Here is a 24,951-nt window from a genome sequence, read left to right as displayed (position 1 = left end):
CGGCACTTTTAATCTCTGCAAGCCACCTGTTACAACTACACCAAAAGTTAGTGTTCAACCCTCTGTTCCAGCTCCAGCCCCAACTCCAGTGGTAAAAGGGGTAACAGTAACCACCACTGTCATTAAAGATTCCTATAATTTTAATGCTATTGGTAACAATGGTAGTACTTTTAACGTTACTTACTAAGTATTAGTTATTAAGTATTAAATATTAATAGAGCGACTATATCAGTCGCTCTATTTTAAATAGAGGGTGATTATGAATGGTATATTTAGAGAAGAAGCATTAGAGTATAAAAAAAGTCGATGGACAGGTAAAGCTCTAATTATCTCAAAAATCCCATTGTTATTTTATATTGTAATATCAGTTTTTTTTATTTCTATAGCATTATTTATGTTTTTGTTCCTAGATATTACTAGGAAAGAAACGGTTATTGGTGAGGTAATATCAAAGAAACAACCTGTAAATATATCCGTAACGCAACAAAGTATTGTTATTAAAAAATTTGTTAATGTCGGTGATTATGTAAAAAAAGGACAAAAAATATATCAACTAGATATTAGCAAGGTAACAAAAAATGGGAATCTAGGTGTTAACACAGTTAATTCCATTAATTATCAAGTGGAAAAAATTGATGATATAATTAAAAAGACAATAGATAGCAAAGAAATGACAAAAAACAATATAGAAACACAAATAAATTTATATAAGAAGTCTAATATTCAAAATAAAGACATGGGACTCGCTATTTTAAAAAGTCTCAATGAAGCTAAATTGAGTTTAGATAATTATAGGATTTATTTGAAAAAAGGAATGATTAATAAAGAACAATTAACAAATCAAAGTAACATATTTTATCAGCAGCAAGTGGCTTATCAGGGTATAAGAAACCAAATAAATCAAGACTCTTTAATGATATCAAACTTAGAAAATGACTTAAAGATAAAGATGGCTGATTTTGATACTCAAATATATAAGTATGAATCTCAAAAAATAGATCTTCAAAAGCAGTTATCTGAAGCAAATGCAAATAATACTTTATTTATTCTGTCACCAATTGATGGTTTTATTGATACTTTAAATGTTAATGAGGGGCAGCTTATTGACCCTGGAGAAAATATCATAAAAATAATTAGAAGCGATGAATCAGGGTATCAATTGATTTTATGGGTTCCAAGTAGTAGCGTCCCCTATTTAAATGTAAAGGACAAAATAAAAATACGCTATGACTCTTTTCCTTACCAAAAATTTGGACAGTTTTCAGGAAGTATATCTATGATATCAAAATTACCCATTTCAAAAAATGAAATGTTATTATATTCCAGCTCACCAGTAAACTTACAAAGCTCTTTTAATACATCTTTTTACAAAGTAATAGTTGAATTAGATAATCAAAGCATAAAATATAAAAATAAAACATTGTATTTATCCAACGGTTTAAAGGCTGAAGCTATATTATCTTTAGAAAAACGGCCTCTTTATCAATGGGTGACATCATCGTATTATGACTCTAGCGTTTCTGAAGGTAAATAGCATGGTAGATATTAATTTTGTTTTAGATAGATTAGATCTTAAATTCAAACGAAGAATACCTAATATTATTCAATCTGAATCATCAGAGTGTGGCTTGGCCTGTATAGCCATGATCTGCAGATACTATGGAATGGAAATAGATTTGGTTAATCTAAGAAGAGAATTTGGGATTTCATCTCAAGGAGCAACACTTCAAAGCTTAATTGAAGCTTTGATAAATTTAAATTTAAAAACAAGAGCATTATCAATTGATATTGATGAATTAAACTTAATGAAGAAACCCTGTATACTGCATTGGAATATGAATCATTTTGTTGTATTAATCGCAATTAGGAATAACAAATTCATTATTCAAGATCCAGCGATAGGTAAAAGAACAATCAATATTAATGAGTTTTCAAATAGTTTTTCCGGTGTAGCCATGGAAGTGTGGCCTGACAGTAACTTTAAGAAAGTAAAAAAGATTTCCAGGTTAAATATAAGGACATTGTTAAACAACATAACGAACTTTCCTTCATCACTATTAAAAGTATTGTGCTTATCATTTTTAATTGAGGGACTAAATATTGCATTTCCTATAGGAACCCAGTTAATCATGGACCATGTTGTAATATCTAGTGACTATAGCCTACTGACACTAGTGATACTTGGTTTGTTTATTTTCACATTGCTCAATACTGCGTTGAGATTTGTTCGGGCATGGGTTTCTTTATTTATAGATACATTGGTCAATGTTCAATGGAAAATAAGCTTTTTTGATTACTTAATGAAATTGCCCCTTAACTTTTTCGAAAAAAGAAAAGTTGGGGATATCCAGTCACGATTAGAATCATTAGATTCATTACGTAATACTCTAATAAACAATATTATTAATGGAATAGTTGATGGAGTAATGGTCATAGGGCTTTTTATAATGATGACCTTGTATGGCTCAAAGCTAGTCTTAATTGTTATGGGATTTACCCTATTATACATTGCACTAAGAGTTTTAATGTATAATAAATATATTAGATACGCTGAAGAATATATTGTTAAGAGTGCAGAAGCGAATTCCCATTTTACAGAGACAATTTATGGTATTGCCTCTATAAAATCATTAGGTCTAAGTCTATCCAGATCAAAGAATTGGTTAAACTTAAATATTGAAGCCATTAATTCGAATATTAAAAATACAAAACTAAGCATGTTTTTTTATGGGGCGAACTCACTAATATCATCTATAGATCATATCATTATCTTATGGATTGGTTCACTAATGGTAATGGATAACTTAATATCATTAGGGATGTTTGTTGCTTTTAATATTTATCGAAGTCAGTTTTCAGAGAGAGCTGCGAACTTAATAAATATGCTATTGGAAATAAAGATGCTAACTCTTCACTGTGATAGAGTATCAGATGTAATTTTTACAGATACTGAAAATTACCAGCCCAAAAACGCGTTGATTTTACCCAATAAAAGCATGGATATCCGCATTGATAAGATATCATTTAAGTATGATGTTCACTCAATGGAAATTTTCTCTAATTTAAGTTTTTCAGTAAAGGCTGGTGAGAGTGTGGCCATTGTAGGCCCTTCCGGTATGGGGAAAACAACTTTAATGAAGGTTATGTCTGGATTGCTAAGCCCTACAAGTGGAAATATTTATATAAACGATATAAATGTAGATACGATAGGATTAAATAATTATAGAGACAGAATAGCATGTGTTTTGCAAGATGATAAGCTATTTTCTGGCACTATAGCAGAAAACATATCCAGTTTTGAGAGTGTTAAAGATGATAAAAGAATAGTTGAATGCGCTATTTTATCTAATATACATGAAGAAATCATGAAAATGCCGATGGGATATGAAACGATGTTAAGCGAATTAGGTGGTAGTTTATCTGGAGGACAAAAGCAAAGACTAATGATAGCTAGAGCATTATATAAACAACCGAGCATATTATTTTTAGATGAGGCGACAAGTCATTTAGATTTAAAAAATGAAGCTTATATCAATCAATCTATCTCATCATTAAAAATAACTAGAATTATAATTGCTCATCGGGAATCAACAATCGCTAGTGTAGATCGGGTACTTAACCCCTGGGAGGCTATAGCAAAGTTAGAAAGAAGGAGTCAAAGAGACGTTTCGAAAATTAATGATTGATTTTATCCGTTGAACGGGAGAGATAACGTCTCAAAAAATCTCATAACTGCGTTATTAGTTATGATGATTAATTAATCGAATATAATCTTCATTGGGTTGAAAAATGAGCTCTAGCTATGATTTTCTAAAATATTATTGATATGAATTGTTATCTACATGATTGATAAACATGGCAATTTATCACCAATAATAGGCTTAATGACTGACTTTTATTTTCAGCTCATCCAGTGGCAATTTTTTATCAAAAAACTGAATATTTAAAAAATGAAAATTTGTATTATTGGCCCTTCAGGGGCAGGAAAAACAACGGTAGCAACTCAATTAGCAAAAGAACTTTCTTTGCCAGTGTATGAATTTGATGCTATTTATTGGGATATGACAGGAAATGAATACCGTAAAAACTCAGAAGAATTCATTAAATCTCAGATTGAAATGATTTTAAGTACTGATAGATGGATTATTGAGGGAGCGTATGATAAGCGTCTTTACCCTTTTCTTCTCGAATGTTCCATTATTTTTAGGATGAATGTGCCTTATTACTTACGTGCTATTCGTTTAGCCAACCGATTTTTAATCAGTACAATTATGCGAAAAAAGCCTAAAGAAACCCTCTTAAATACAGTTGAGTTATTGCGTTTTTCGAAAAAATATGATCAACGTTTAAATGAGTTTTTAGCTTCACACAATGCGTTATCTTCTAAAGTCATCCCTATCAAGAATATTTCTTTATGTAGGAAAATTTTAAAAAGTGAGCTATAAAATTCATTATATTATAAATTATGTAGTATGGTTTGGTTGATTAACTGAGTTTAGCTTAAATTAAAAGCTAAACCTGCCAATTTTTTATCGAAATTGTTGGTTTCAATATATTGATATGTAATACCATCGTATCAGTTAAAAATGTTCTCTTTTTAAAGAAGCATATGAAATCTACTTTATCTGGAAGCTCTGTAGCGCCTATCCTTGTTTGTTGTTACGAGTTGTGTTTATGGTTAATTGGCTGACTTAAGGTAACTTGATTTATATTACTGTGCGTTTATTTGTTTAAGTTTAGCTTCAACAAATTGCCGTAAGCGACTATTTGCTTTTGTAGCAATGTCACCTCTTTTTCTGCATCAGATTTATTATTTTTATTGCTACAGTGACAATATACACTCTAAAGCTGTTTTGACTGTATTCTTTTTAGTCCGGAAACTAATCTCATACCATTGGGATTTACTGGGAGATATAAATTCATTAATGACCATTTTTTCAGTTTTTATGGCACATAATGCCCATATAGTTTGTAGTAGAGACCAGAGAATTGCGAAGCTAGCGAGAACCGATACAAGCTGAATATAAATGTTATCGACAACTAATGTTTGTTTGAAAATCAGCCCAATAAAGAAAATTTGAATAAATAGCTTAATAGATAATGCTTTGAAAATAAAACTAACTCCCTGATTTTTAATCGCAAAATAGGGATTTTTCAAGTGTTGACGTTGCTCTTGAACTGGGATCCCTCTTATATAAACCATCCATGTTGACGTCTCACTATTTCTAAGGATAAGGCCTTTTTCTTTTAATCCGTGAATTTTAATAGAGAGCAATACAGCCCAAATTAACCCTAAGAATATTAGGTATAAAATAAAGCCAGTCACGTTATAAAAAGAAATGACTAACGCAATAATAATCAACAAAGTTAATTTACTTGAGTACAGCCAAAATGGTGCAACTTGATAGTTCATTTGATGTCATCCTAATGTCGAATTACTTTCTTGGCCTGATTTTTTATTCATCACTAGTTATAACTGAGAATATTCATTAATGCATCACTTTATGAATATTTTTATGTTGTTAGCACAAGCATTGTGCGGATGCGCTCTATTTTCTCTATCATGACAAGAAGATTTTTGTAGGTTAGAGTTACAAGCGCTAGAATAGCCACATAATATGAAGCAATAATAAAATGACAGGGGAAAATATGATCATATTAGTCACAGGAGCAACTTCAGGTTTTGGCGAAGCAATTACGCGTCGCTTTATTCAGCAAGGAGCAACCGTTATTGGAACGGGTCGTCGTACAGAGCGACTAACAGCATTACAAAAAGAATTAGGCTCGCACTTTCACCCTATTACTCTTGATGTAAGAGACCGGAAAGCAATTCAAAATGCCATTGCAGGATTACCAACAGCACTAAAAAATATTGATGTTTTAGTGAATAATGCGGGCTTAGCGCTAGGTATAGAACCCGCATTCGAGGCTAACCCTGACGATTGGGCAACAATGATTGATACAAATACGAAAGGTTTAGTCAATATGACCTACGAAGTATTGCAAACTATGGTTGCCAATAATCATGGTCATATTATTAATATCGGCTCAACAGCGGCTAACTGGCCATATAAAGGTGGTAATGTTTATGGCGCCACTAAGGCGTTTGTTAAGCAATTCTCATTAGGACTACGGGCTGATCTCCAAGGCAAAAAAGTCCGAGTAACTGATATCGAACCTGGATTAGTTGGCGGAACAGAATTCTCTAATGTTCGTCTTAAAGGTGATGATGATAAAGCAGCGAATATCTATAAAGGCGCGGATGCACTTACACCTGAAGATATTGCTGAAACGGTTTACTGGGTAGCGACATTGCCTGCTCGTATGAACGTCAATACACTTGAATTGATGCCTGTTTGTCAAACCTTTGCTGGTTTAACTGTTTATAAAGAGGCGTGATTTTTCGTACTTTTCTAAAGGAATTTGCGCTATATTTGTGTTTATATTGTCGAATAGAACTAACTTTGTAAGGAATTATAATGAGCTCATCACTAAAGTTTGTTAAGCAAGGTCTAGCGGCGGTAGTGTTTTGCCTTCCTTTGTTGGGGCTTTCTTCAGCAGCGCATGCAGGGAATGTTAACTGCTCAGCAGGAAGCACTTGTGTTACATCGGGAAATGTTGATAGTGTTTTGACAAAAGAGCAGGCACGCCAAGAAAAGGAACAGTGGGATCAAACACGGAGTTTACGTACAAAAGTAAATTCCCGTACTGAAAAAGAGTTTGATAAGGTTGACGCTGCATTTGATGCAAAAGATGCCTGCGAGAAAAGTCTTAATTTAAATGCTTATTGGGAGCCGAATACACAACGCTGCCTAGATGTAAATACAGGACGCCCATTAGCTCGCCCATAACTCATTAAACCCATTAAGGAGTTATTATGAAGAAAAGACTTATATTTCCAGCGCTATGCTTACTCGTTGCTCCAGTGTTAGCACAAGCATCATGTGAAAGTGTTATTGAAGAAATTAAGCAGAAAATTATTAACAATGGCGTTCCTGCCGATAATTTTAGCTTAGTTGCTGTTCCAAATGATGAGGCTGAACAAGCGCAAGGGCAAGTTGTTGGCCATTGCCAAAATGAAACATATAAGATCATTTATACTCGTCATTGATCAATAAAACTCAGGGCGCTATTATCAGCGCCCTTTTCAATCATCCTCGATAAGCTACGCATATTCGCACATAAATGCTTTGATCTTATCTTGATCTAAATAGTGACATAGCGTTTTTTCTTCCGGTCGTAATAAATACGGAATTTCGCCTAACAACGGTGCCTTTAAGTGTTTTTGTAAGCGATTAATGATCTGGGCATAATGTGCCAACCCTGGATTGATACGGTTTGCTATCCAACCGATAAGCGGCAAACCATCGGCACGTATTGCATCTGCAGTTCAGTAATGTATGGTTTACACAGCCATGCTGGATGCCAACGACAAGTATAACGCCGACTTTTTGTCCTTTTAGCCAATCAGTATAAAATGTGTTGTCATCCAATAAATAGCGCCATCCCCCATTACCTTCGATAACAACGGTGTCGCATTGACTATTTAAGTTTTCTAGTCCTTGTTTAATCTTATTGAAATCAATACAGTTTTCTTGGCTGTAATTATCTTTGATTTTAATTGGATTAACATCATCGTAGGATACAAGTTGTTGTGACGCCCCATGTATTAACAAAGCATCTTTATTCCGCATACCTTCCGGTGTATCAATACACTTATCAGCGATAGGCTTATAGCCTACAGCTTTAATTCCTTGGCCATTAAGAGCCTGCAGTATTGCTAACGTGGAGACTGTCTTCCCGACATCCGTATCTGTCCCGGTAACAAATAGATTCATCATAGTTATTTTCTATCCTGAAGTGACAGACGACTGCATACATGTTGCAGTGAAAAATGATATGGAATCAGTTTATGGGAATGGGTAACTCTTAAGTTTGCGTTAGCTCAATTTTCTGTTTAATAGCAAAAATTTTATTAACTACTGTTAACCTTGCAGTAACTGAAGTAATAAAGAACCATCATATAATGCTTGTTGAACTAATGCAGTTTCACTCTCTTTTTTAGTAACTTCAGATTGTTCAATGCGTAATTCACCACGATATAGAGGAATAGACTGCGAATGGCAATATTGATGTAAAAGTGAATAAAATACAGAGGAAATCCGATTTAGCGGAGAATTGATTAAAATTAATTCGGTGCCGAAGATATTAATGAGTTGACCGAGCTGTTTGGCAAGTATTTGCGCTATATCATTGAGTACATGTAAACAGAGTGGATCTTGGTCTTCCACAGCTAAACAAAAACTATCGATAGTCATGTCATGATTGAAAAATGAGGATGATGGGTATAAATGTTGTAATTCCACGGCATGTTTTAAGATAGCCGGAATAGCGATTGCCCCTTCTAAGCAACCAATACCACCACAATAACAAGTTTCCCCCGTGTTTTGTGTTTGTACATGCCCAAAATGTATCGCTCGTCGCGTATGACTATCTAATGCAATGCCGTTATTGATAATTGCAGCGCTAACAACACAATCAATTTGTAAATAAATGATATTTTTTGCTGTTCTTTTTTCGTACAAAGAAAAATAATCGGCTAGTGCTAACGCATTAACATAAGGCTGTATATAAGTCGGTAGCCCAGTTTGTTCCGTTAAAAAATGACCAAGTGGTAAATTATCAATGTCGTAATAAGGCAAAGCATAAATTACACCAGAGAAAGGCTCCACCAAACCATCTAAAACAATACTAATGGCCGTAACACGCTCTAAATGGCGTGAATATGTCGCAAAAAAATGGCTAATTAATGATGAGAGCGTATTGGAAAATTGCTCATTACCTTTAACGTCAAATAGATAGTCTTGTTCTACGATAGTTTGTGTATTGATCTCTTTTAATGAAAGGCTAATAGAGTTACAGGCAAGGCGGATAGATAAAAACTGCCACCCTTCACTTTCAATGACTAATCCAATCGCGGGCCTACCTCGCAAGCCGAGAACGGGAAACTCAATTTCTTTAACTAAATGGGCATCAATGAGCTCGCGCGTAATTTTTGTGATACTTGCGGGTGCCAATTGTGATTGTTTAGATAATGCAATCCGAGAAATTGGCCCATATTGATCAATCACACGGTAGACAATACCTGTGTTTAGTTGTTTGATTTGATCAATATGACCCGTTTGGTTTTCCATAATTCAGTGTTAAATCCCGTTATAAAGCAGTCAGTTATTATGCGTAATATAGAATGCAATTACTCCGACATACATGTTATTTGTGATTTGAATCACGTTATTTAGCCAACAATATTTTCAATCAGTAATTCCGTTAATTTTTTTGCAGCAGCAGGCAATGCTCTACGCGTATTGTAGACTAACCAGACTTCCGATGCGGCTTCAATATTTGAAAATCTGATGTATTTTACACCGTCAATTTTCATACGGGTAAAAGATTCTGTGATAATCGAAATTCCCATACCTGCAGAGACTAAACCTAATATTGTCATTGCTTCCCCTGCCTCTTGAGATATTTTGGGTGTCACGCCAGCGGAAGTAAGCAGATTATGGATCTCATCATAGAGAGCTGTACCTACCTCTCGTTCGAAAAATACTAATGGATACTCCGCCAATAGATGAATGTCGACACCTGTTTTTTCATATTTTAATAAGGGATGGCCTTCATACACAGCAACCATAAACGGCTCTTTAAATAGAAGTTGGTAGTTTAGCTGCTCAGGGAGTTCGGTATTACGCATGATCCCAATATCAATACGCCCTGTAAGTAAGGGGGCAAGTTGCTGTTTTGTATTCATCTGATGCATATGGATAGCCACTTCGGGATATGATTCACGATATTGACGTAAACTCATGGTCACTTTATTCATAAACGGCGTCGTTGATGTAAAACCAATAGAAAGTTCCCCTAATTCCCCTTTTTCCATCCGTGCTGCTTTTGTAGCCGCTGCATCGACCTGGGCTAAAATTTGATAAGCCTCTTTGAGAAACATATTACCAGCAGGGGTTAATGAAACATTTCTATTGTTTCGTTCAAGTAATTTTGCGTTTATCTGTTCTTCAAGTGATTGAATTTGCTGACTCAATGGTGGCTGAGAAATGTGCAATCGATCCGCAGCTCGCCCAAAATGTAACTCTTCTGCAACAGCAATAAAATACCGTAAGTGTCTTAATTCAATAGCCATTTTTCCTTTGATATGTTTAAAGTATTATTGGTAATAATTAATATATTAGACAAAATAGTCTGAGATTTCTATTCTTTGATCGAAATCAATTGGGTTGTTATGGCAAGGAATTCTTTATGGAAAATTCATCAAATAGTCTTACGACTGAAAATACGGCTAACGGAACGCTAGATAACTCAAGCCCCCATAACTTACCGAAGAAACATTATATTCAACGTGATGATGCGTTGTATTTACGCGTCACTCTTTCTTTTTTCACTGTCGGTTTAGCAACGTTTGCGTTGCTCTATTTTGTACAGCCTATTTTGCCAATGTTGTCAGAGGATTTTAATGTTTCTCCCGCAACGGCTAGTCTTTCCTTATCATTAAGTACCGGCTTGATGGCGCTAGGGCTGCTTATTACGGGGCCAATATCAGATGCAATTGGGCGAAAAAATGTGATGGTAGTAGCGTTAACAAGCGCCGCACTATTTACTTTGTTGAGTGCTTTTATGCAAAGTTGGCAAGGTATTTTAATTGCAAGAGCACTTGTGGGTTTATCTCTAAGTGGCGTCGCAGCGGTTGCCATGACCTATCTCAGTGAAGAAATTCACCCGAGTTATGTCGCATTATCAATGGGCCTCTATATTAGTGGTAACTCTATCGGTGGAATGAGTGGCCGTCTTGTTACAGGGGTGATTGCTGATTTCTATTCATGGCGCGTTGCTGTAATACTATTAGGGGCACTCGCTTTAATTGCCGCGATCAGCTTTTGGCGTCTATTACCACCATCGCAACATTTTCGAGCAAGCTCTTTAAAACCAAAAAGTTTATGGGTCAATCTGCGTCTTCATTTTCGAGACAAAGGTCTACCATGGCTGTTTATTGAAGGCTTTGTTTTGATGGGCGGGTTTGTCACTATGTATAACTATATTGGTTATCGTTTACTGGAAGCCCCCTATCATTTCAGTCAGGCAACAGTAGGCATGCTATCAATAATTTATTTAACAGGAACTTATAGCGCATCTAAATCGGGAAGCTTAACTAACAAGTTTGGGTTAGGTAAAGTTTTAATCGCTGCTTTAGTTTTAATGTTAGCGGGTATATTGTTAACACTCTTTTCTAGTTTTTGGATCATTCTGTTTGGCATGACGGTGCTAACAACGGGCTTCTTTGCTGCCCACTCGGTCGCGAGTAGTTGGGTTGGTCATCGTGCTAAACGAGCAAGAGGTCAAGCATCTTCACTTTACCTATTCAGTTATTATGCAGGCTCAAGTATAGCAGGGACTGTAGGCGGGATCTTTTGGTTTCAGTTTGGTTGGTCTGGTGTAGCTTGGTTTATTGCAGGATTACTCATTATTGGTATGTTAATCGCTTACAAGTTGAAAGTTAGCTGTTAGGGTTTGGTAATACTTACCAAATGATGGAATTTATTTTGCACTTTTGTTTAAGTGAAAATGTTGTCCTCAACAATTATGAGGACAACAAATGAAAAAACGACTTTTATTACTTCCCTTCTTATTCTGCTTTTCTGCTATCGCATTGGGACATGGTTATGTAGAAGAGCCTAAAAGCCGAGCCTTTTTGTGTAAAAAAAATCTAAATAGCAATTGTGGTGCAATACAATACGAGCCGCAATCGCTAGAAGGTCCTAAAGGTTTTCCCCTTTCAGGGCCACAAGATGGACAGATTGCAAGTGCAGGTATTCCCCGTTTTGCTGCTTTGGATGAACAGACGTCAGCTCGATGGGTAAAAAATATTATCACAGAGCCTCAGCAAACCTTTAAATGGTATTTAACAGCAAGGCATGCGACAGCTAATTGGCAATACTTTATTACTAAGCCTGACTGGAACCCCAACTTACCAATAACGCGTGAACAATTAATCTTAATACCCTTTTGTCAATATGCTACCCCTTCACGACCAGAAACCATTGTTGAGCACCAATGCGTATTGCCAAAAGAAAATCGTGGATACCAAATAGTACTTGCTGTATGGAGTATCGCTGACACTGAGAATGCTTTTTATCAGGTGATTGATCTCGATATCAAATAAAACATATGCAATAAAGGGGGATGTCGCCTCTCCCTTTTCTTCCTAGTTAACTTATTTATTTGCACAATGCTTGATGTTTGTTATGATTAATTCAGGTACAGTATGTTGTAACTAATTAGGGATGTTGCATAATGAATAATGCCAAATATGACCTTATTGAAGGCTTTAACCGGTTAGAAAGTAAAATAACGGAACTTAGCCAATTGATTGCTGAGCAACCTTCTATCTCTGCGACCGTTTTTCGTCTTCCGGATGTCATGAAAGGAGAAGAAAATAATGAGATTAAACAAATCGATGTTGAAAAAATAACAGGTAAACTCGCCATCCAACATGCTATCGAACATTATAACCTATTATTTATTCATGATAAATCAGAACTCACCAGTAATAAATCAGCCGTTAGGTTACCTGGCGCGATCTGTATTGATATCCCCTATTCTACTTATCAAACTTTTCGGGTCTTGCTAGATGAGATCAATGAATTAAAAATACAGATAAAACAAATAGTCACTCAAAAATCAGGGGTTGATGAATCGCAACGCTTTGAATTTATTCATGATACACTGCATGGTTTACTGACATTAAATACCTATCGAACTCTAACCTACCTTACTGATATCGATACCATAAGGTTTGGTTGGGCAAATAAAAAAGTCATAAATAAAATGACAAAAGAACAGGTGTTGAGCAAGCTGCAAGGCTCATTGGAAAGTGGGCGCCAACCATTGGGAGTTGCAAAGGAAGAGTGGTTGAAACAATTAGAGCAAGAAATTCTATTGATCAGCCAATTAAATAATGACGTAGTACTTAAAACACAACGCCCCGTTAAAGTGCAACCTATTGCTCGTGTTTGGGATAGCGCCCAACAAAAACAAACTCAGTTCGCTTGTGCCAACCCTTTGCTCATTTTTGCGGTTGAAAAATCACTGACTGATATTGTGATAGGTAACCTACCCGATTACCATGTTGATAACATTGCGATCCGTAATCGACCAAGGTCTAAGCCTGTTGAGCTACTGATACCCCGCTTAAATTTATATATGGAAATATAAAAAAACACCTGCCATTGATGAGCAGGTGTTTAAATATTCAGTTAATAAATTAGCTGATTAGCTTTTCATGCTGCCAACCATATCTTCTGGGCGAACCCACTCATCGAACTGCTCAGCAGTCAGATAATTTAGTTTTAATGCTGACTCTTTCAACGTTAAGCCTTCTTTATGTGCTTTCTTAGCAATTTCAGCGGCTTTATCGTAACCAATATGTGTATTAAGAGCAGTAACCAGCATCAATGACTCATGAAGTAGCTTCTCAATTCTTTCACGGTTTGGTTCAATACCAATCGCACAGTGTTCGTTGAAACTACGCATACCGTCAGCCAGTAGGCGGATAGATTGCAGGAAGTTATCAATCACCATTGGGCGGAACACGTTCAGTTCAAAGTTACCTGAAGCACCACCGATATTGATAGCAACGTCATTACCCATCACTTGTGCACATAGCATCGTTAAAGCTTCACACTGTGTAGGGTTAACTTTACCTGGCATGATTGAGCTACCTGGCTCGTTTTCAGGGATTGCGATTTCGCCAATACCACAACGAGGACCTGACGCCAACCAACGAACGTCGTTAGCAATTTTCATCAGGGACGCCGCTAAGCCTTTTAGTGCACCATGAGCGTGAACTAAAGCATCACATGTTGCGAGTGCTTCAAATTTGTTAGGTGCAGTAACAAATGGTTGGCCAGTCAGTTCCGCAATTTTTTTAGCAACACGAACCGCATACTCAGGGTGAGTATTTAGACCGGTACCAACAGCCGTACCTCCCAGCGCTAACTCACATACGTGTGGTACAGAGTTTTCAATGTGTTTTTCGCTATGCGCTAACATCGCTACCCAGCCAGAAATTTCTTGGCCTAAAGTCAATGGCGTTGCATCTTGTAGGTGGGTACGACCAATTTTTACGATGTCTTTAAATTCTTTTGCTTTAGCATCTAATACTTTGTGTAACGCTTTTAATTCAGGTAGCAAGTGCTCGCGAATAGCAACAACGGCCGCAACGTGCATTGCAGTTGGGAATACATCGTTTGAACTTTGGCTCTTGTTAACATCATCGTTAGGGTGAATAAGACGCTCATTACCTCTTTGTCCACCTAAGATCTCGCTACCACGGTTCGCCAGTACTTCGTTCATGTTCATATTACTTTGAGTACCAGACCCCGTTTGCCAGATAGCAAGAGGGAATTCAGTAGGATGCTTGCCAGCTAATACTTCGTCAGCCGCAGCGATAATCGCATCACCGCGATCTTTAGGCAGTAAGCCTAAATCCATATTCACGCTTGCAGCAGCTTTTTTAGTCACTGCTAATGCATGGATCAACGCAACAGGCATTTTTTCTACAGATATACGGAAATGTTCTAAAGAACGCTGAGTTTGCGCGCCCCACAACTGGTCAGCAGGTACTTCAATTGGTCCCATTGAGTCTTTTTCAATGCGAGTGGCTGCCATTACTATCTCCTTAAGTACATACACAGAATAATCGGTTTTGGAATCATCAGCTTGCAGGTAAGCCGATAACACCCCCCTATAATGCCACATATTTAATTTCAATAATGCGACTTAACCGTGTTTATTGTATTGTAGTAAAAAGGAAATAAGTTGATTTTTAGAAAAAGAGAGTTTTGGCTATGCTAAAAATGATTAATAAGATTCAAAATTACGACTGGGGGAGTACCACTGCACTCACACAGTTGTACGCTATCCCTAACCCAGAACATCTACCCATGGCTGAGTTATGGATGGGAGCACACCCAAAAGCGAGCTCTTGGGTCGTGAATACCAAAACAGGCCAAACGCTCCCACTGATTGATTATATTGCGAGTAACCCAGAAGAAATTCTAGGTAAAAAAGTAGCAGACACTTTTTCCTCCCGCTTACCTTTTTTATTTAAAGTGTTATGTGCCGCAACTCCTCTTTCGGTACAAGTCCATCCTAATAAGGTTTATGCTGAAGTTGGTTTTGCAAAAGAGAATGCTGCGGGGATCCCTTTAGATTCGCCAATCCGCAACTATAAAGATGATAATCATAAACCTGAGCTAATTTATGCTTTAACACCTTTTAAAGCAATGAACGCATTTCGCCCACTCAATGAAATTGCTGAACTGCTTGATTTTGTCTCTGCGGCTCACCCTGAAATTCAATTCTTTGTTCAATTACCAACTGAAGAAAAATTAGCGAAATTATTTGCACAAATTCTGAGTCTCACAGGTGAACAAAAAGAGTTAGCACTAGGTGTATTGAAAGCCGCATTAAACAGTCGCCAAGGCGAACCATGGAACACCATAAAACAAATGGTTAGCCTCTATCCTGAAGATACAGGTTTATTTGTCCCACTGTTGCTTAATGTTGTTGAGTTGCAGCCTGGCGAGGCAATGTTCTTATATGCAAGGACGCCACATGCTTATATTGAAGGCGTTGGGCTAGAAATCATGGCTAATTCCGATAATGTCCTACGAGCTGGACTGACCAATAAGCATATTGATGTTCCAGAATTGATAGCAAATGTAGATTTTATCCCCAAAACAAGCCAAAGTTTACTTAGTGAACCAGAAAAAACAGGAAATATCTGTAAATATCATATACCAGTAGAAGATTTTGCATTTAATATATATTCTATTGATGACACAGAGATAAACATAACTAATGAAACGGCTTCTATCTTTTTCTGCATAGATGGCGAGTTAGTTTTGAAGTCAGGCGATGATGAATTAAAAATCTGTTCAGGAGAATCTGTTTTTCTGGCGGCCTTTGAAAAAGAAGTTTACGCCACAGGCGTGGGTAAGCTCGCTCGTGTCTATAACCTTTAATGTATTTTTGTGTTTTGTTCGTCTTGATTGCACGCAAAAGACGGTTAGATAAAACTTGTACAATTTTTATAGCGCGTTAAGACAACGCGCTGAAAGGATGGATGTTCATAATGAAAAAGTCATTAGTTGCAGTTGGTGTAATAGTTGCTATTGGTGCTGTATGGTGTGGTGCATCATGGTACACAGGCTCTAAAGTTGAGTCTGAATTAAATTATATGATTGAGGATACCAACTCATTTATTAAGGTAAATGCTCCAAGTTCAGGTTTACAGTTCAAAGTGGAAAACTTTAAACGTGGTCTATTCTCCTCGCAAGCTAATATCGTTATCTCATCCGTATATTCTACTGGCCCAGAGGAAAGTCTTGTATTTAATACTGATATTGAGCACGGCCCTTTCCCTCTATCACAACTCTCTAAATTCAATTTAATGCCTAAACTGGGCGCGGCACATATTGAATTAGCAAATAATGAATCAACCAAAGAGCTATTCGAAATAACAAAAGGTAAACCATTTATTTCAGGTACTGCTGTTGTTGGTTATGGCCAAAGTGTTGATGCAAATCTAGATTTGTTACCCGTTGAATTTACCAAAGAAAAGTCAAACATTTCCTTTAATGGATTAAAACTATTATTTAATGCCTCTTCTGACTTTAACGAGATTGAAGCCACACTGAATACTGACAACTTATTGATTCAGAATACAGATAAATCAGAAGAAATGATGTTAAAAGGGCTAAAACTAACTTCTAACCTGACTAAGTCCGAACATGATTTCTATATCGGTAAACAAGATTTTGTTATAGAAAATGCAAATGTTAATATCCCTGAGGTTAAATTTTCTTTCAAAAACTTAGTGATGACTTCAGACTCTGCACTGGAAAAAGAAAATATTAAAGGTAGCTTCACTTACAGCATTGATGATTTAGTCGCATTAGATCAAAACTTAGGCTCCGGTAAGGTAGTTATTTCGATTGATAAGCTAGATGCAAAAGCGTTGGGTGAATTTGTTAAGCAATATAATAGTGCATTAGCAGAAGGAATTGCGTCAGGCAATCCAACGGCAGCAGGTGAAAAAATCGCAATGAAGATGATAACGGAAACATTGCCTGAAATGCTGAAAAAACAACCGACCTTCTCTATCAGCCCTCTTTACTGGAAAAACTCTGCAGGTCAAACAACGGCAGACTTAAGTATGACCTTTAATAAGTGGGACCAAAAAGAGCTTACTGAATTAGCAATGACAAACAAAGTTGATGAAGCAGTTAAGAGCTTATTTAAGTCATTTGACTTTAACCTCACGCTGAACAAACCAATGGCTATTGAGTTAATGTCTCAAATCGCTATTTTAGACCAAGGTCAAGTTGTTGATGCAGAAACTAAGAAAATGTATGTTGAGCAAGCAACAAATGAGTTTGAACAAGCACAAATGCTCCTAACTTCAGATATGTTCAGCTCACCGTTTGAAGAAATGTTCATGACTGACGAAGAGCGTGCAGAAAAAGCGAAACAGAAAAAATCACCATGGATGATAGAGAAAGGTAACGATCTGACCATGACTATCAAATATGCAGGTAATGATATTACGTTTAACGCGGATAGCTATACCCTTGCAGACTTCTTAACTAAGATGAAGTTGATGGCAGGCCCAGAAAGCTCTATGGAATATGAAGAAGAAGAGTTAGTTGTACCACAAACCGAAGATGCGCCGGCTGACGGTGCTGAAGTAGCACAACCAGCTAACTAATCTGCATTAATATTAATCTTAAACGCCAGTCAATATTTTTTGACTGGCGTTTTCACATCTATACTAGGATATATTGGCTAATCCATACACATAAAGGGACTCAATTCAGTGATAAACAGACAACTGCCACTTACAGACATACATCGCCATCTAGATGGTAATATCCGCCCCGAAACAATCCTTTCCCTTGCCCAACAACACGGTATTACGCTACCTGCTAATGAGATTGAAGCTTTACGTCCTCATGTGCAAGTAATGACACAAGAGGCTGACTTAGTCGGTTTTCTGCAAAAACTAGATTGGGGAGTTGCTGTATTAGCCGATCTCGATGCCTGTAAACGTGTTGCTCAAGAAAACGTCGAAGATGCTTATAAGGCGGGTATTGACTATGCAGAATTGCGTTTTTCTCCTTATTACATGGCAATGAACCATCGCCTCCCTATTGAAGGTGTTGTTGAAGCTGTCATTGATGGTATTACGGCTGGTTGCAAACAGTATGATATTAAAATTAATTTAATAGGGATCCTTAGTCGAACCTTTGGTCAAGACGCTTGTGCAAAAGAGTTAGCAGGCCTACTCGCTCACCGCGACAAACTTTGCGCATTGGATTTGGCTGGAGATGAGCTTGGCTTTCCAGGCTCCCTTTTCCACTCTCACTTTACCCAAGCGCGCGATGCCGGTTTACAAATAACTGTTCATGCAGGGGAAGCCGCGGGTGCAGAAAGTATTTGGCATGCAATTAAAGAATTAGGGGCACAACGAATTGGCCATGGTGTTAAAGCTTGTGAAGACCCTAAGCTGATCGAATACTTAGCAAAACATAAAATTGGTATTGAAAGCTGCTTAACCTCGAATATCCAGACCAGCACTGTACCGTCATTAGCGAAACATCCATTGAAAATGTTTTTAAACCATGGTGTGTTAGCGTCGATTAATACTGATGACCCTGCCGTAGAAGGCATTGAATTAGCTTATGAATATGAAGTTGCCGCCCCTAAAGCTGGGTTGACACCATCTGAAATAGAGCAGGCTCAAATCAATGGGTTAAGTATCGCCTTTCTCAGCGAAAATGAAAAACAGCAACTCAAACAAAAAGCAGCCCTTCGCTAACCTGCTATAAAGCTAAAATCATTCACGTTTTGGGCAGTTAATCCCCTTTTCTGCCCTGTTTAGCTTTTTTCTCTGAAGGTTAAGTTTGCCTATTATTGATAACACCATAGTATGTTGTAACTAAATGGTGACTATGGATTGAGTAAGTCGGGTTATTATCCCCCCGACTTTACTATTAATTATTTAGTTAAACGTTTTGCGTAACGCTGGGCTAAAACCGCGCATACCATTAATTGGATTTGATGAAATATCATTAGTGGCAATAAGATTATCCCTACAACGGAGGCTGGAAATAGCACATTTGCCATAGGAACGCCGTTCGCTAAGCTCTTTTTTGAACCACAGAATACGATTGTGATTTCATCTTCTTTACTGAATTTAAATAAGCGTGCCGCAAGTGTATTTAGGATCATAACGACAAATAAAATAAGGCAGCTGATCACAGCAATCATAAATAGAGAGTATCCATCAATACGCTGCCAAATTCCTTCAACAACCGCTTCACTGAAAGCGACATATACGACTAATAATATAGAAGAACGGTCAGTGATATTAATTAATTTACTATTACGGTTAATCCAATTCGCTAATAGTGGACGAGACAGGTGCCCTACTACAAATGGCAGCATTAATTGCAATAAAATAGAGCCAATTGCATTCAACGTATCCATTGCTTGGCTGCCATCTTCATCCATTAGTAACCCCACCAATATCGGCGATAAAAAGACGCCGAGAATACTGGATGCTGACGCACTGCAAATCGCTGCGGCCACATTTCCTCCGGCAACAGAGGTAAAGGCAATGGCCGATTGTACCGTTGCTGGCAATGCACAAAGATAAAGAAACCCCATGTATACCGTCGGTGACATCCATGACGGCACCATAAAATGCAAAGCTAATCCAATAATAGGAAACAGAATAAATGTGCTTGAAAATACTAATAAGTGTAGTCGCCAGTGCCCAATACCTGCCATGATTGATTCACGAGAAAGCTTTGCACCATGCATAAAGAACAAAAGCGCAATAGCTGCCGTTGTTAGATACTGAAAGCCAACTTTGATTTCCCCTTCACAAGGAAATAGGCTTGCAATCACAACAACGCCAATCATAATCAATAAAAAAGGGTCAATTTTTAATTTTGCTAACAAATTCATGTTATTACCTAACAAAAAGCCAGCTAAAAATGCTGGCTCATCTATTTAAACATTAACAATCAAGAGTAACGGTGCGTTTTTGTTTATCTGAAAGTATACCAGCCTCAATTAATTTCATAATTTCAATGGCTTCTTGTGGCTGTACTGGATTTGCGGCACCATGACGGATTGCCTCATGAATGGCAAGATAGTAACCACCATAATTTCCTTTTTCATTTTGCCATTCTTGGGAAATAAGCGCATCACCTTGTGACAGCGTCACAACGCCATTACGTTGATCTATTCCCCAATTTTCATGAGTCGGTAACAGACCATTTTTTAAATTTTCTTCTTGTGAATCAAGACCATATTTGACATAACTTCCCTTCATGCCATGAATAACATAAAGAGGCGATTCAGCGGCAGCTACTGTTGTTGCGTGAAGAACGACTTTTTTATCTGGATAGTGAAGAAGAACATGGAAATAATCAACGGCTTCAGCGCCTGGGCGGATCATCCCTAAATCTGCGGTAATACTTGCTGGTTTTCCGAAAAATTGTAACGCTTGATCTAATAAATGAGGACCAAGATCATACCAAATTCCGCCGCCTGCGACTGCTGCCTCTCGCCATCTTTGTCGTGTGACTGGGCGATAACGGTCAAAATGTGACTCATAATATTTAATGTCGCCTAGGCAACCATCAGCAAACAGTTTCTTCAGTGTTAAATAGCCTGCATCCCAACGGCGATTATGATAAACCGATAAAAGCTTTCCTGCTTGTTGTGCCTGCTGTTGTAGTGATTGAGCCTCTTCTACAGTGACAGTAAAAGGCTTATCGACAACGACATGCTTGCCTGCCGCTAACGCTTGGCTTGCCAGTGGATAATGAGTGTCATTGGGGGTCGGGATAATGACTAATTCAATTTCAGGATTTGCAAACAGTTGCTCAGGTGAAGAGACGACTTCAACATCAGGCCAATCAGCGGTTACCTTATCTGAATTGCTACTGGAGATAGCTGTCAATTCATACCCTGGCAATGTAGCGATAAAAGGGGCATGAAATGTTTTACTTGCATAACCATAACCTACAATACCGACTTTTATTGGTGCGGACATAATGACCTCATTTTATTAATTTTCACTGAATCCATAAAAAGTATCACCATAACGAATTAATTAGCAAATAAAACTATGGTAGGATAGCCTCGAATTGATGCTACTTAAAAAGTCATTCATGATTCAGCAACGTGATAAAAGAGATGCGTTCACTAGTCGCGAGTGTAAGCAAAGACAGTTCTTGATACTGCTGCTTAGTGTATGATTTAGCTTATAATATGGATTAAATTGATATGACGCCTGTTTATGACCACCATCGTATTACTGGTTGGCTCCTTGCCCCCGCAGCTTTCATCTTATTAACGTGTTTTGCTGTATGCTCTATGGTGGTCATGTATTTTATTACGTTATATCGAATTATCACTACAATTGATGATTGGACTCACTATATCCCATTCGACTGGTATTTATCTTTTCTGATCACTATCGTTATGATGGTATTCACTATTCATATCTTAAAACTTATGTTTATGCGTTCTCGGCATTTTCCTCGCCGTTTTATTATTTGGATGTTAGTCCTGTTATTGCTTGGACTAAAAACCTTTTATTTTGCAAATATTGATTCCCTAACGGCGCTAAAAACACTCGCCTGGCCACTTATCGGTGCTGCTATTTTTGTTCCTTACATCAAAAATTCTGCTCGTGTGAAGATGACTTTCACACAAGATCGATAAGCATCACAAAAATAGCTTGTTATCATACAGCCTGTTTAACTGACGCTCGTCAGTTTTTGTTCTTTTAATTTTGTTTTCAGGCAATAAAATGACTGATTATCTTTTGCTATTCATTGGAACCGTACTGGTTAATAACTTTGTACTGGTAAAATTCCTTGGTCTGTGCCCTTTTATGGGTGTATCAAAAAAACTCGAAACAGCCATCGGAATGGGCTTTGCTACCACTTTTGTTATGACACTCGCCGCAATCAGCTCTTGGTTGATGGATACGTTAATTTTAGTGCCCCTCGACCTGCTCTATCTGCGCACCCTAAGTTTTATCTTAGTGATTGCCGTGGTTGTGCAATTCACTGAAATGGTTGTTAGAAAAACCAGTCCAACGCTCTATCGCCTGTTAGGGATCTTTCTCCCACTTATTACGACTAACTGTGCAGTTTTAGGGGTTGCTTTATTAAATATCAATCAATCGCATGGTTTCTTACAGTCTGCTGTTTATGGTTTTGCAGCCGCCGTTGGTTTCTCATTGGTAATGGTGCTGTTTGCCGCTATTCGCGAACGGTTGGCGGTCGCTGATGTTCCTGCACCTTTTCGTGGCTCATCTATCGGCCTTATCACTGCTGGACTAATGTCTTTAGCATTTATGGGTTTTAGTGGTTTGGTGAAGTTCTAATGATATCGTTATGGATTGCTATTGGCATTTTAGCCGTTTTTGGGCTGATCTTTGGTTTGATCCTTGGCTATGCCTCATTACGCTTTAAAGTTGAAGAAGACCCCATTGTTGAAAAAATTGATGCCATTTTGCCCCAAAGTCAATGTGGTCAATGCAGCTATCCGGGGTGTCGCCCCTACGCAGAAGCTGTAGCCAATAACGGAGAGATGATCAACAAGTGCGCGCCGGGTGGCGAGCAAGTCATGTTGAAAATAGCTGAACTTCTTAACGTAGACCCTCAGCCAATTGATGGTGATGAAAGCGCACAGAATCCTGTTCGAAAAGTCGCTATTATTGATGAAGAAAACTGTATCGGCTGCACCAAATGTATTCAAGCATGTCCTGTTGATGCCATTGTTGGCGCAACGCGCGCTATGCATACCGTAATTGAAGATCTCTGCACAGGTTGTGATCTGTGCGTAGCCCCTTGCCCGACTGATTGTATCGAACTTGTTCCTGTGAAAACGACCACTGCAAACTGGAAATGGGATTTAAACAGTATTCCTGTCAAAAATATTCCTGTATCACCTGATGAACAACAACCGAAATCTCCTTTCACCACGGTAAAAGGAGATGCGCATGTTTAAGTTGTTTAATTGGTCAAAAAAAGACAATATCTGGGATTTCTCTGGTGGGATACACCCGCCAGAAATGAAATTACAGTCAAGCCAAACGCCAATGCGTGTGGCATCAATTCCCGATGAACTGATTATCCCGTTACAGCAGCATTTAGGCCCTGAAGGGGAATTGATCGTCAAAGTGGGTGAACATGTGCTCAAGGGGCAACCTTTAACCCGTGGTGTCGGTCGTACAGTGCCTGTTCATGCCTCAACTTCAGGCACTATCACCGCAATAAAACCGATGGTCACGGCACACCCTTCTGGCTTAAAAGAGCTATCAGTTTGCCTCAAAGCCGATGGGTTAGATTCTTGGTGTGAGTTATTCCCTGAGCCTGACTATTTACAGCTCACTCCTCAACAATTATTACAAAAAATTGAGCAAGCAGGCATCGCTGGGCTTGGTGGTGCAGGTTTCCCTACCGCGTCTAAATTAGCGGGAGGGAAAGATGCTATCAAGACATTGATCGTTAATGCAGCCGAATGTGAACCTTATATCACAGCAGATGATCGCTTAATGCAAGAGCATGCCGATGAGGTCATCGAGGGTTGTCGTGTCTTGCAACATTTACTCAATCCTGATCAAATACTTATTGGCATTGAAGATAATAAACCTGAAGCCATTGCTGCACTGAAGAAAGCCATTACTGCCCATGATAAGCAGATTTTTGTGCGGGTGATCCCCACCAAATATCCTTCTGGTGGCGCTAAGCAGCTTACTAAGATCCTGACGGGTAAAGAGGTTCCTTCTGGTGCCCGCTCCTCACAGATTGGCGTATTGATGCAAAACGTCGGTACGGTTGTTGCCATAAAACGTGCCGTCATTGATGGGCAACCTTTGATTGAACGTGTTGTCACCGTTACAGGTGAATCTATTACCTCCCCTGGAAACTTTTGGACTCGCTTAGGTACTCCTGTTCATCATCTATTACAACAAACGGGTTTTACCCCTGCATCTGAGCAAATGGTGATTATGGGGGGGCCACTAATGGGCTTTACTTTGCCAGATCTCAAGGTACCTGTAGTTAAAATATGCAACTGCTTGTTAGTTCCTAGTGTTGAAGAAGTTGGGCAAAAACCGATTGAAGAAGCTTGTATCCGCTGTGGTTTATGCGTTGAAGCATGCCCTGCGGCCCTACTGCCTCAACAATTATATTGGTTCAGTAAAGGCAAAGAGCACGAAAAAGCACAAAAACATAACCTATTTGATTGTATCGAGTGCGGTGCTTGTGCCTATGTTTGTCCAAGTAATATTCCGTTAGTGCAATATTATCGACAAGAAAAAGCAGAAATTCGCGAAATCAAACAAGAAGAGCGCCGTGCCGCAGAAGCAAAACTACGATTTGAAGCGAAGCAGCAGCGTATGGAACGCGAAAAATTAGCCCGTGCAGAGCGTCATAAAAAAGCCGCTGTACAAGTGGAAGCATCAGACAAAGATGCTGTTGCTGCTGCGCTCGCTCGTGTAAAAGCTAAACAAGCAACAGCAACTTCAGATATTCATGTGATAGCGGGTGCGGCGCCGGATAACAGTGCTGTTATTGCCGCAAGAGCCGCACGTAAAGAACAAGCGAGAGCCAAACAAGCAGAAAAACAAGCTGCAGCCTCGGCGGTTAATGAAACTTCTAGTGATCCTCGTAAAGCTGCTGTGGCTGCTGCACTTGCAAGAGCTAAAGCAAGAAAAGCATCTCAAGAAAATAACGGTGACAGCGTCACGCCAACCGAGGCCCCTGCTGTTTCGGCTAATGGAGA

The 24,951-nt window shown here is 38.2% G+C and carries 23 protein-coding genes and 1 pseudogene; 17 read left to right on the top strand and 7 right to left on the bottom strand.

The window, feature by feature from the left end:
* The 4 genes from PSE69_RS18710 to PSE69_RS18695 form a co-directional block, all read left to right on the top strand.
* Window positions 1–187 (top strand): hypothetical protein (locus PSE69_RS18710; RefSeq protein WP_272675313.1); only part of this gene is annotated, 187 nt, incomplete at its 5' end.
* Window positions 188–259: 72 nt separating this feature from the next.
* Window positions 260–1,534 carry an HlyD family secretion protein gene (locus PSE69_RS18705; protein ID WP_272675312.1) on the top strand — a complete coding sequence of 425 codons (1,275 nt, stop codon included), beginning with the start codon at window positions 260–262 and terminating at the stop codon, window positions 1,532–1,534.
* Window position 1,535: 1 nt separating this feature from the next.
* Window positions 1,536–3,686 (top strand): peptidase domain-containing ABC transporter, encoded by a 2,151-nt coding sequence (locus PSE69_RS18700; protein WP_154610213.1) that lies wholly within the window; start codon window positions 1,536–1,538, stop codon window positions 3,684–3,686.
* 264 nt (window positions 3,687–3,950) lie between these two features.
* The gene (locus PSE69_RS18695; protein ID WP_004920037.1) at window positions 3,951–4,445 is read left to right on the top strand and encodes an AAA family ATPase; all 495 of its coding nucleotides are present in this window, start codon (window positions 3,951–3,953) and stop codon (window positions 4,443–4,445) included.
* 377 nt (window positions 4,446–4,822) lie between these two features.
* On the opposite strand, the gene PSE69_RS18690 is transcribed toward PSE69_RS18695, so the two are convergent.
* Window positions 4,823–5,413 carry a hypothetical protein gene (locus PSE69_RS18690; RefSeq protein ID WP_121874647.1) on the bottom strand — a complete coding sequence of 197 codons (591 nt, stop codon included), beginning with the start codon at window positions 5,411–5,413 and terminating at the stop codon, window positions 4,823–4,825.
* 236 nt (window positions 5,414–5,649) lie between these two features.
* On the opposite strand from PSE69_RS18690, the gene ydfG reads away from it, so the two are divergent.
* The 3 genes from ydfG to PSE69_RS18675 all read left to right on the top strand — a co-directional run bounded on the left by ydfG (window position 5,650) and on the right by PSE69_RS18675 (window position 7,111).
* Window positions 5,650–6,399: a bifunctional NADP-dependent 3-hydroxy acid dehydrogenase/3-hydroxypropionate dehydrogenase YdfG gene (gene ydfG, locus PSE69_RS18685; RefSeq protein ID WP_014656028.1), complete on the top strand. Its 750-nt coding sequence runs from the start codon at window positions 5,650–5,652 to the stop codon at window positions 6,397–6,399.
* 80 nt (window positions 6,400–6,479) lie between these two features.
* Window positions 6,480–6,851: a DUF1283 family protein gene (locus PSE69_RS18680; protein ID WP_004920044.1), complete on the top strand. Its 372-nt coding sequence runs from the start codon at window positions 6,480–6,482 to the stop codon at window positions 6,849–6,851.
* Between the two features lie 26 nt (window positions 6,852–6,877).
* Window positions 6,878–7,111 carry a DUF1161 domain-containing protein gene (locus tag PSE69_RS18675; protein WP_004920046.1) on the top strand — a complete coding sequence of 78 codons (234 nt, stop codon included), beginning with the start codon at window positions 6,878–6,880 and terminating at the stop codon, window positions 7,109–7,111.
* A 54-nt stretch (window positions 7,112–7,165) separates the two neighbouring features.
* Here the strand turns inward: PSE69_RS18675 and bioD are convergent.
* The 3 genes and pseudogenes from bioD to PSE69_RS18660 form a co-directional block, all read right to left on the bottom strand.
* A pseudogene (gene bioD / locus PSE69_RS18670) lies at window positions 7,166–7,841 on the bottom strand (dethiobiotin synthase).
* A gap of 144 nt (window positions 7,842–7,985) precedes the next feature.
* Window positions 7,986–9,194, bottom strand: a complete 1,209-nt coding sequence (locus PSE69_RS18665) for an ROK family protein (protein ID WP_121874646.1) — start codon at window positions 9,192–9,194, stop codon at window positions 7,986–7,988.
* A gap of 101 nt (window positions 9,195–9,295) precedes the next feature.
* Window positions 9,296–10,198: a LysR family transcriptional regulator gene (locus PSE69_RS18660; protein WP_036940318.1), complete on the bottom strand. Its 903-nt coding sequence runs from the start codon at window positions 10,196–10,198 to the stop codon at window positions 9,296–9,298.
* Window positions 10,199–10,314: 116 nt separating this feature from the next.
* On the opposite strand from PSE69_RS18660, the gene PSE69_RS18655 reads away from it, so the two are divergent.
* From PSE69_RS18655 to tus, 3 genes are all read left to right on the top strand, one after another.
* Window positions 10,315–11,577: an MFS transporter gene (locus tag PSE69_RS18655; protein ID WP_004920058.1), complete on the top strand. Its 1,263-nt coding sequence runs from the start codon at window positions 10,315–10,317 to the stop codon at window positions 11,575–11,577.
* An 88-nt stretch (window positions 11,578–11,665) separates the two neighbouring features.
* A complete protein-coding gene (locus PSE69_RS18650) occupies window positions 11,666–12,232 on the top strand; it encodes a lytic polysaccharide monooxygenase (RefSeq protein ID WP_004920061.1) in 567 nt (188 codons plus the stop codon).
* A 131-nt stretch (window positions 12,233–12,363) separates the two neighbouring features.
* Window positions 12,364–13,284: a DNA replication terminus site-binding protein gene (tus, locus tag PSE69_RS18645; RefSeq protein ID WP_040133188.1), complete on the top strand. Its 921-nt coding sequence runs from the start codon at window positions 12,364–12,366 to the stop codon at window positions 13,282–13,284.
* Window positions 13,285–13,341: 57 nt separating this feature from the next.
* Here tus and fumC read toward each other — a convergent pair whose 3' ends face one another.
* Window positions 13,342–14,739 (bottom strand): class II fumarate hydratase, encoded by a 1,398-nt coding sequence (gene fumC / locus PSE69_RS18640; RefSeq protein ID WP_014656033.1) that lies wholly within the window; start codon window positions 14,737–14,739, stop codon window positions 13,342–13,344.
* A gap of 179 nt (window positions 14,740–14,918) precedes the next feature.
* Here fumC and manA point away from each other — a divergent pair, with 179 nt between their 5' ends.
* The 3 genes from manA (at window position 14,919) to add (ending at window position 18,952) form a co-directional block, all read left to right on the top strand.
* Window positions 14,919–16,097: a mannose-6-phosphate isomerase gene (gene manA / locus PSE69_RS18635; RefSeq protein ID WP_121874645.1), complete on the top strand. Its 1,179-nt coding sequence runs from the start codon at window positions 14,919–14,921 to the stop codon at window positions 16,095–16,097.
* Between the two features lie 110 nt (window positions 16,098–16,207).
* Entirely contained in the window at window positions 16,208–17,842 is a 1,635-nt protein-coding gene (locus PSE69_RS18630) for a YdgA family protein (protein ID WP_121874644.1), read from the top strand.
* A 108-nt stretch (window positions 17,843–17,950) separates the two neighbouring features.
* A complete protein-coding gene (gene add, locus PSE69_RS18625) occupies window positions 17,951–18,952 on the top strand; it encodes an adenosine deaminase (protein ID WP_014656036.1) in 1,002 nt (333 codons plus the stop codon).
* 179 nt (window positions 18,953–19,131) lie between these two features.
* On the opposite strand, the gene PSE69_RS18620 is transcribed toward add, so the two are convergent.
* Window positions 19,132–20,106, bottom strand: coding sequence for a bile acid:sodium symporter family protein (locus tag PSE69_RS18620; RefSeq protein ID WP_121874643.1), 975 nt, complete (start codon window positions 20,104–20,106; stop codon window positions 19,132–19,134).
* 52 nt (window positions 20,107–20,158) lie between these two features.
* The gene (locus PSE69_RS18615) at window positions 20,159–21,202 is read right to left on the bottom strand and encodes an oxidoreductase (protein WP_004920084.1); all 1,044 of its coding nucleotides are present in this window, start codon (window positions 21,200–21,202) and stop codon (window positions 20,159–20,161) included.
* 233 nt (window positions 21,203–21,435) lie between these two features.
* On the opposite strand from PSE69_RS18615, the gene PSE69_RS18610 reads away from it, so the two are divergent.
* The 4 genes from PSE69_RS18610 to rsxC form a co-directional block, all read left to right on the top strand.
* On the top strand, window positions 21,436–21,876 hold the full coding sequence (locus tag PSE69_RS18610) for a DUF2569 domain-containing protein (RefSeq protein ID WP_014656038.1): 441 nt from the start codon (window positions 21,436–21,438) through the stop codon (window positions 21,874–21,876).
* 88 nt (window positions 21,877–21,964) lie between these two features.
* Window positions 21,965–22,546 (top strand): electron transport complex subunit RsxA, encoded by a 582-nt coding sequence (gene rsxA, locus PSE69_RS18605; protein WP_004920088.1) that lies wholly within the window; start codon window positions 21,965–21,967, stop codon window positions 22,544–22,546.
* Window positions 22,546–23,172, top strand: coding sequence for an electron transport complex subunit RsxB (rsxB, locus tag PSE69_RS18600; protein ID WP_104873503.1), 627 nt, complete (start codon window positions 22,546–22,548; stop codon window positions 23,170–23,172). The genes rsxA and rsxB overlap by 1 nt, the downstream gene beginning before the upstream one ends.
* Window positions 23,165–24,951, top strand: a 1,787-nt coding sequence (gene rsxC / locus PSE69_RS18595; RefSeq protein WP_272675311.1) for an electron transport complex subunit RsxC, incomplete at its 3' end; no start/stop codon positions are given. The genes rsxB and rsxC, both read left to right, overlap by 8 nt.

It is taken from the genome of Providencia sp. PROV122 (assembly GCF_028482365.1).
Taxonomy (GTDB): Bacteria; Pseudomonadota; Gammaproteobacteria; order Enterobacterales; family Enterobacteriaceae; genus Providencia; species Providencia stuartii.
Note: the sequence above shows the minus strand (reverse complement) of the source record. Positions and strands in the feature narration are given on the sequence as shown.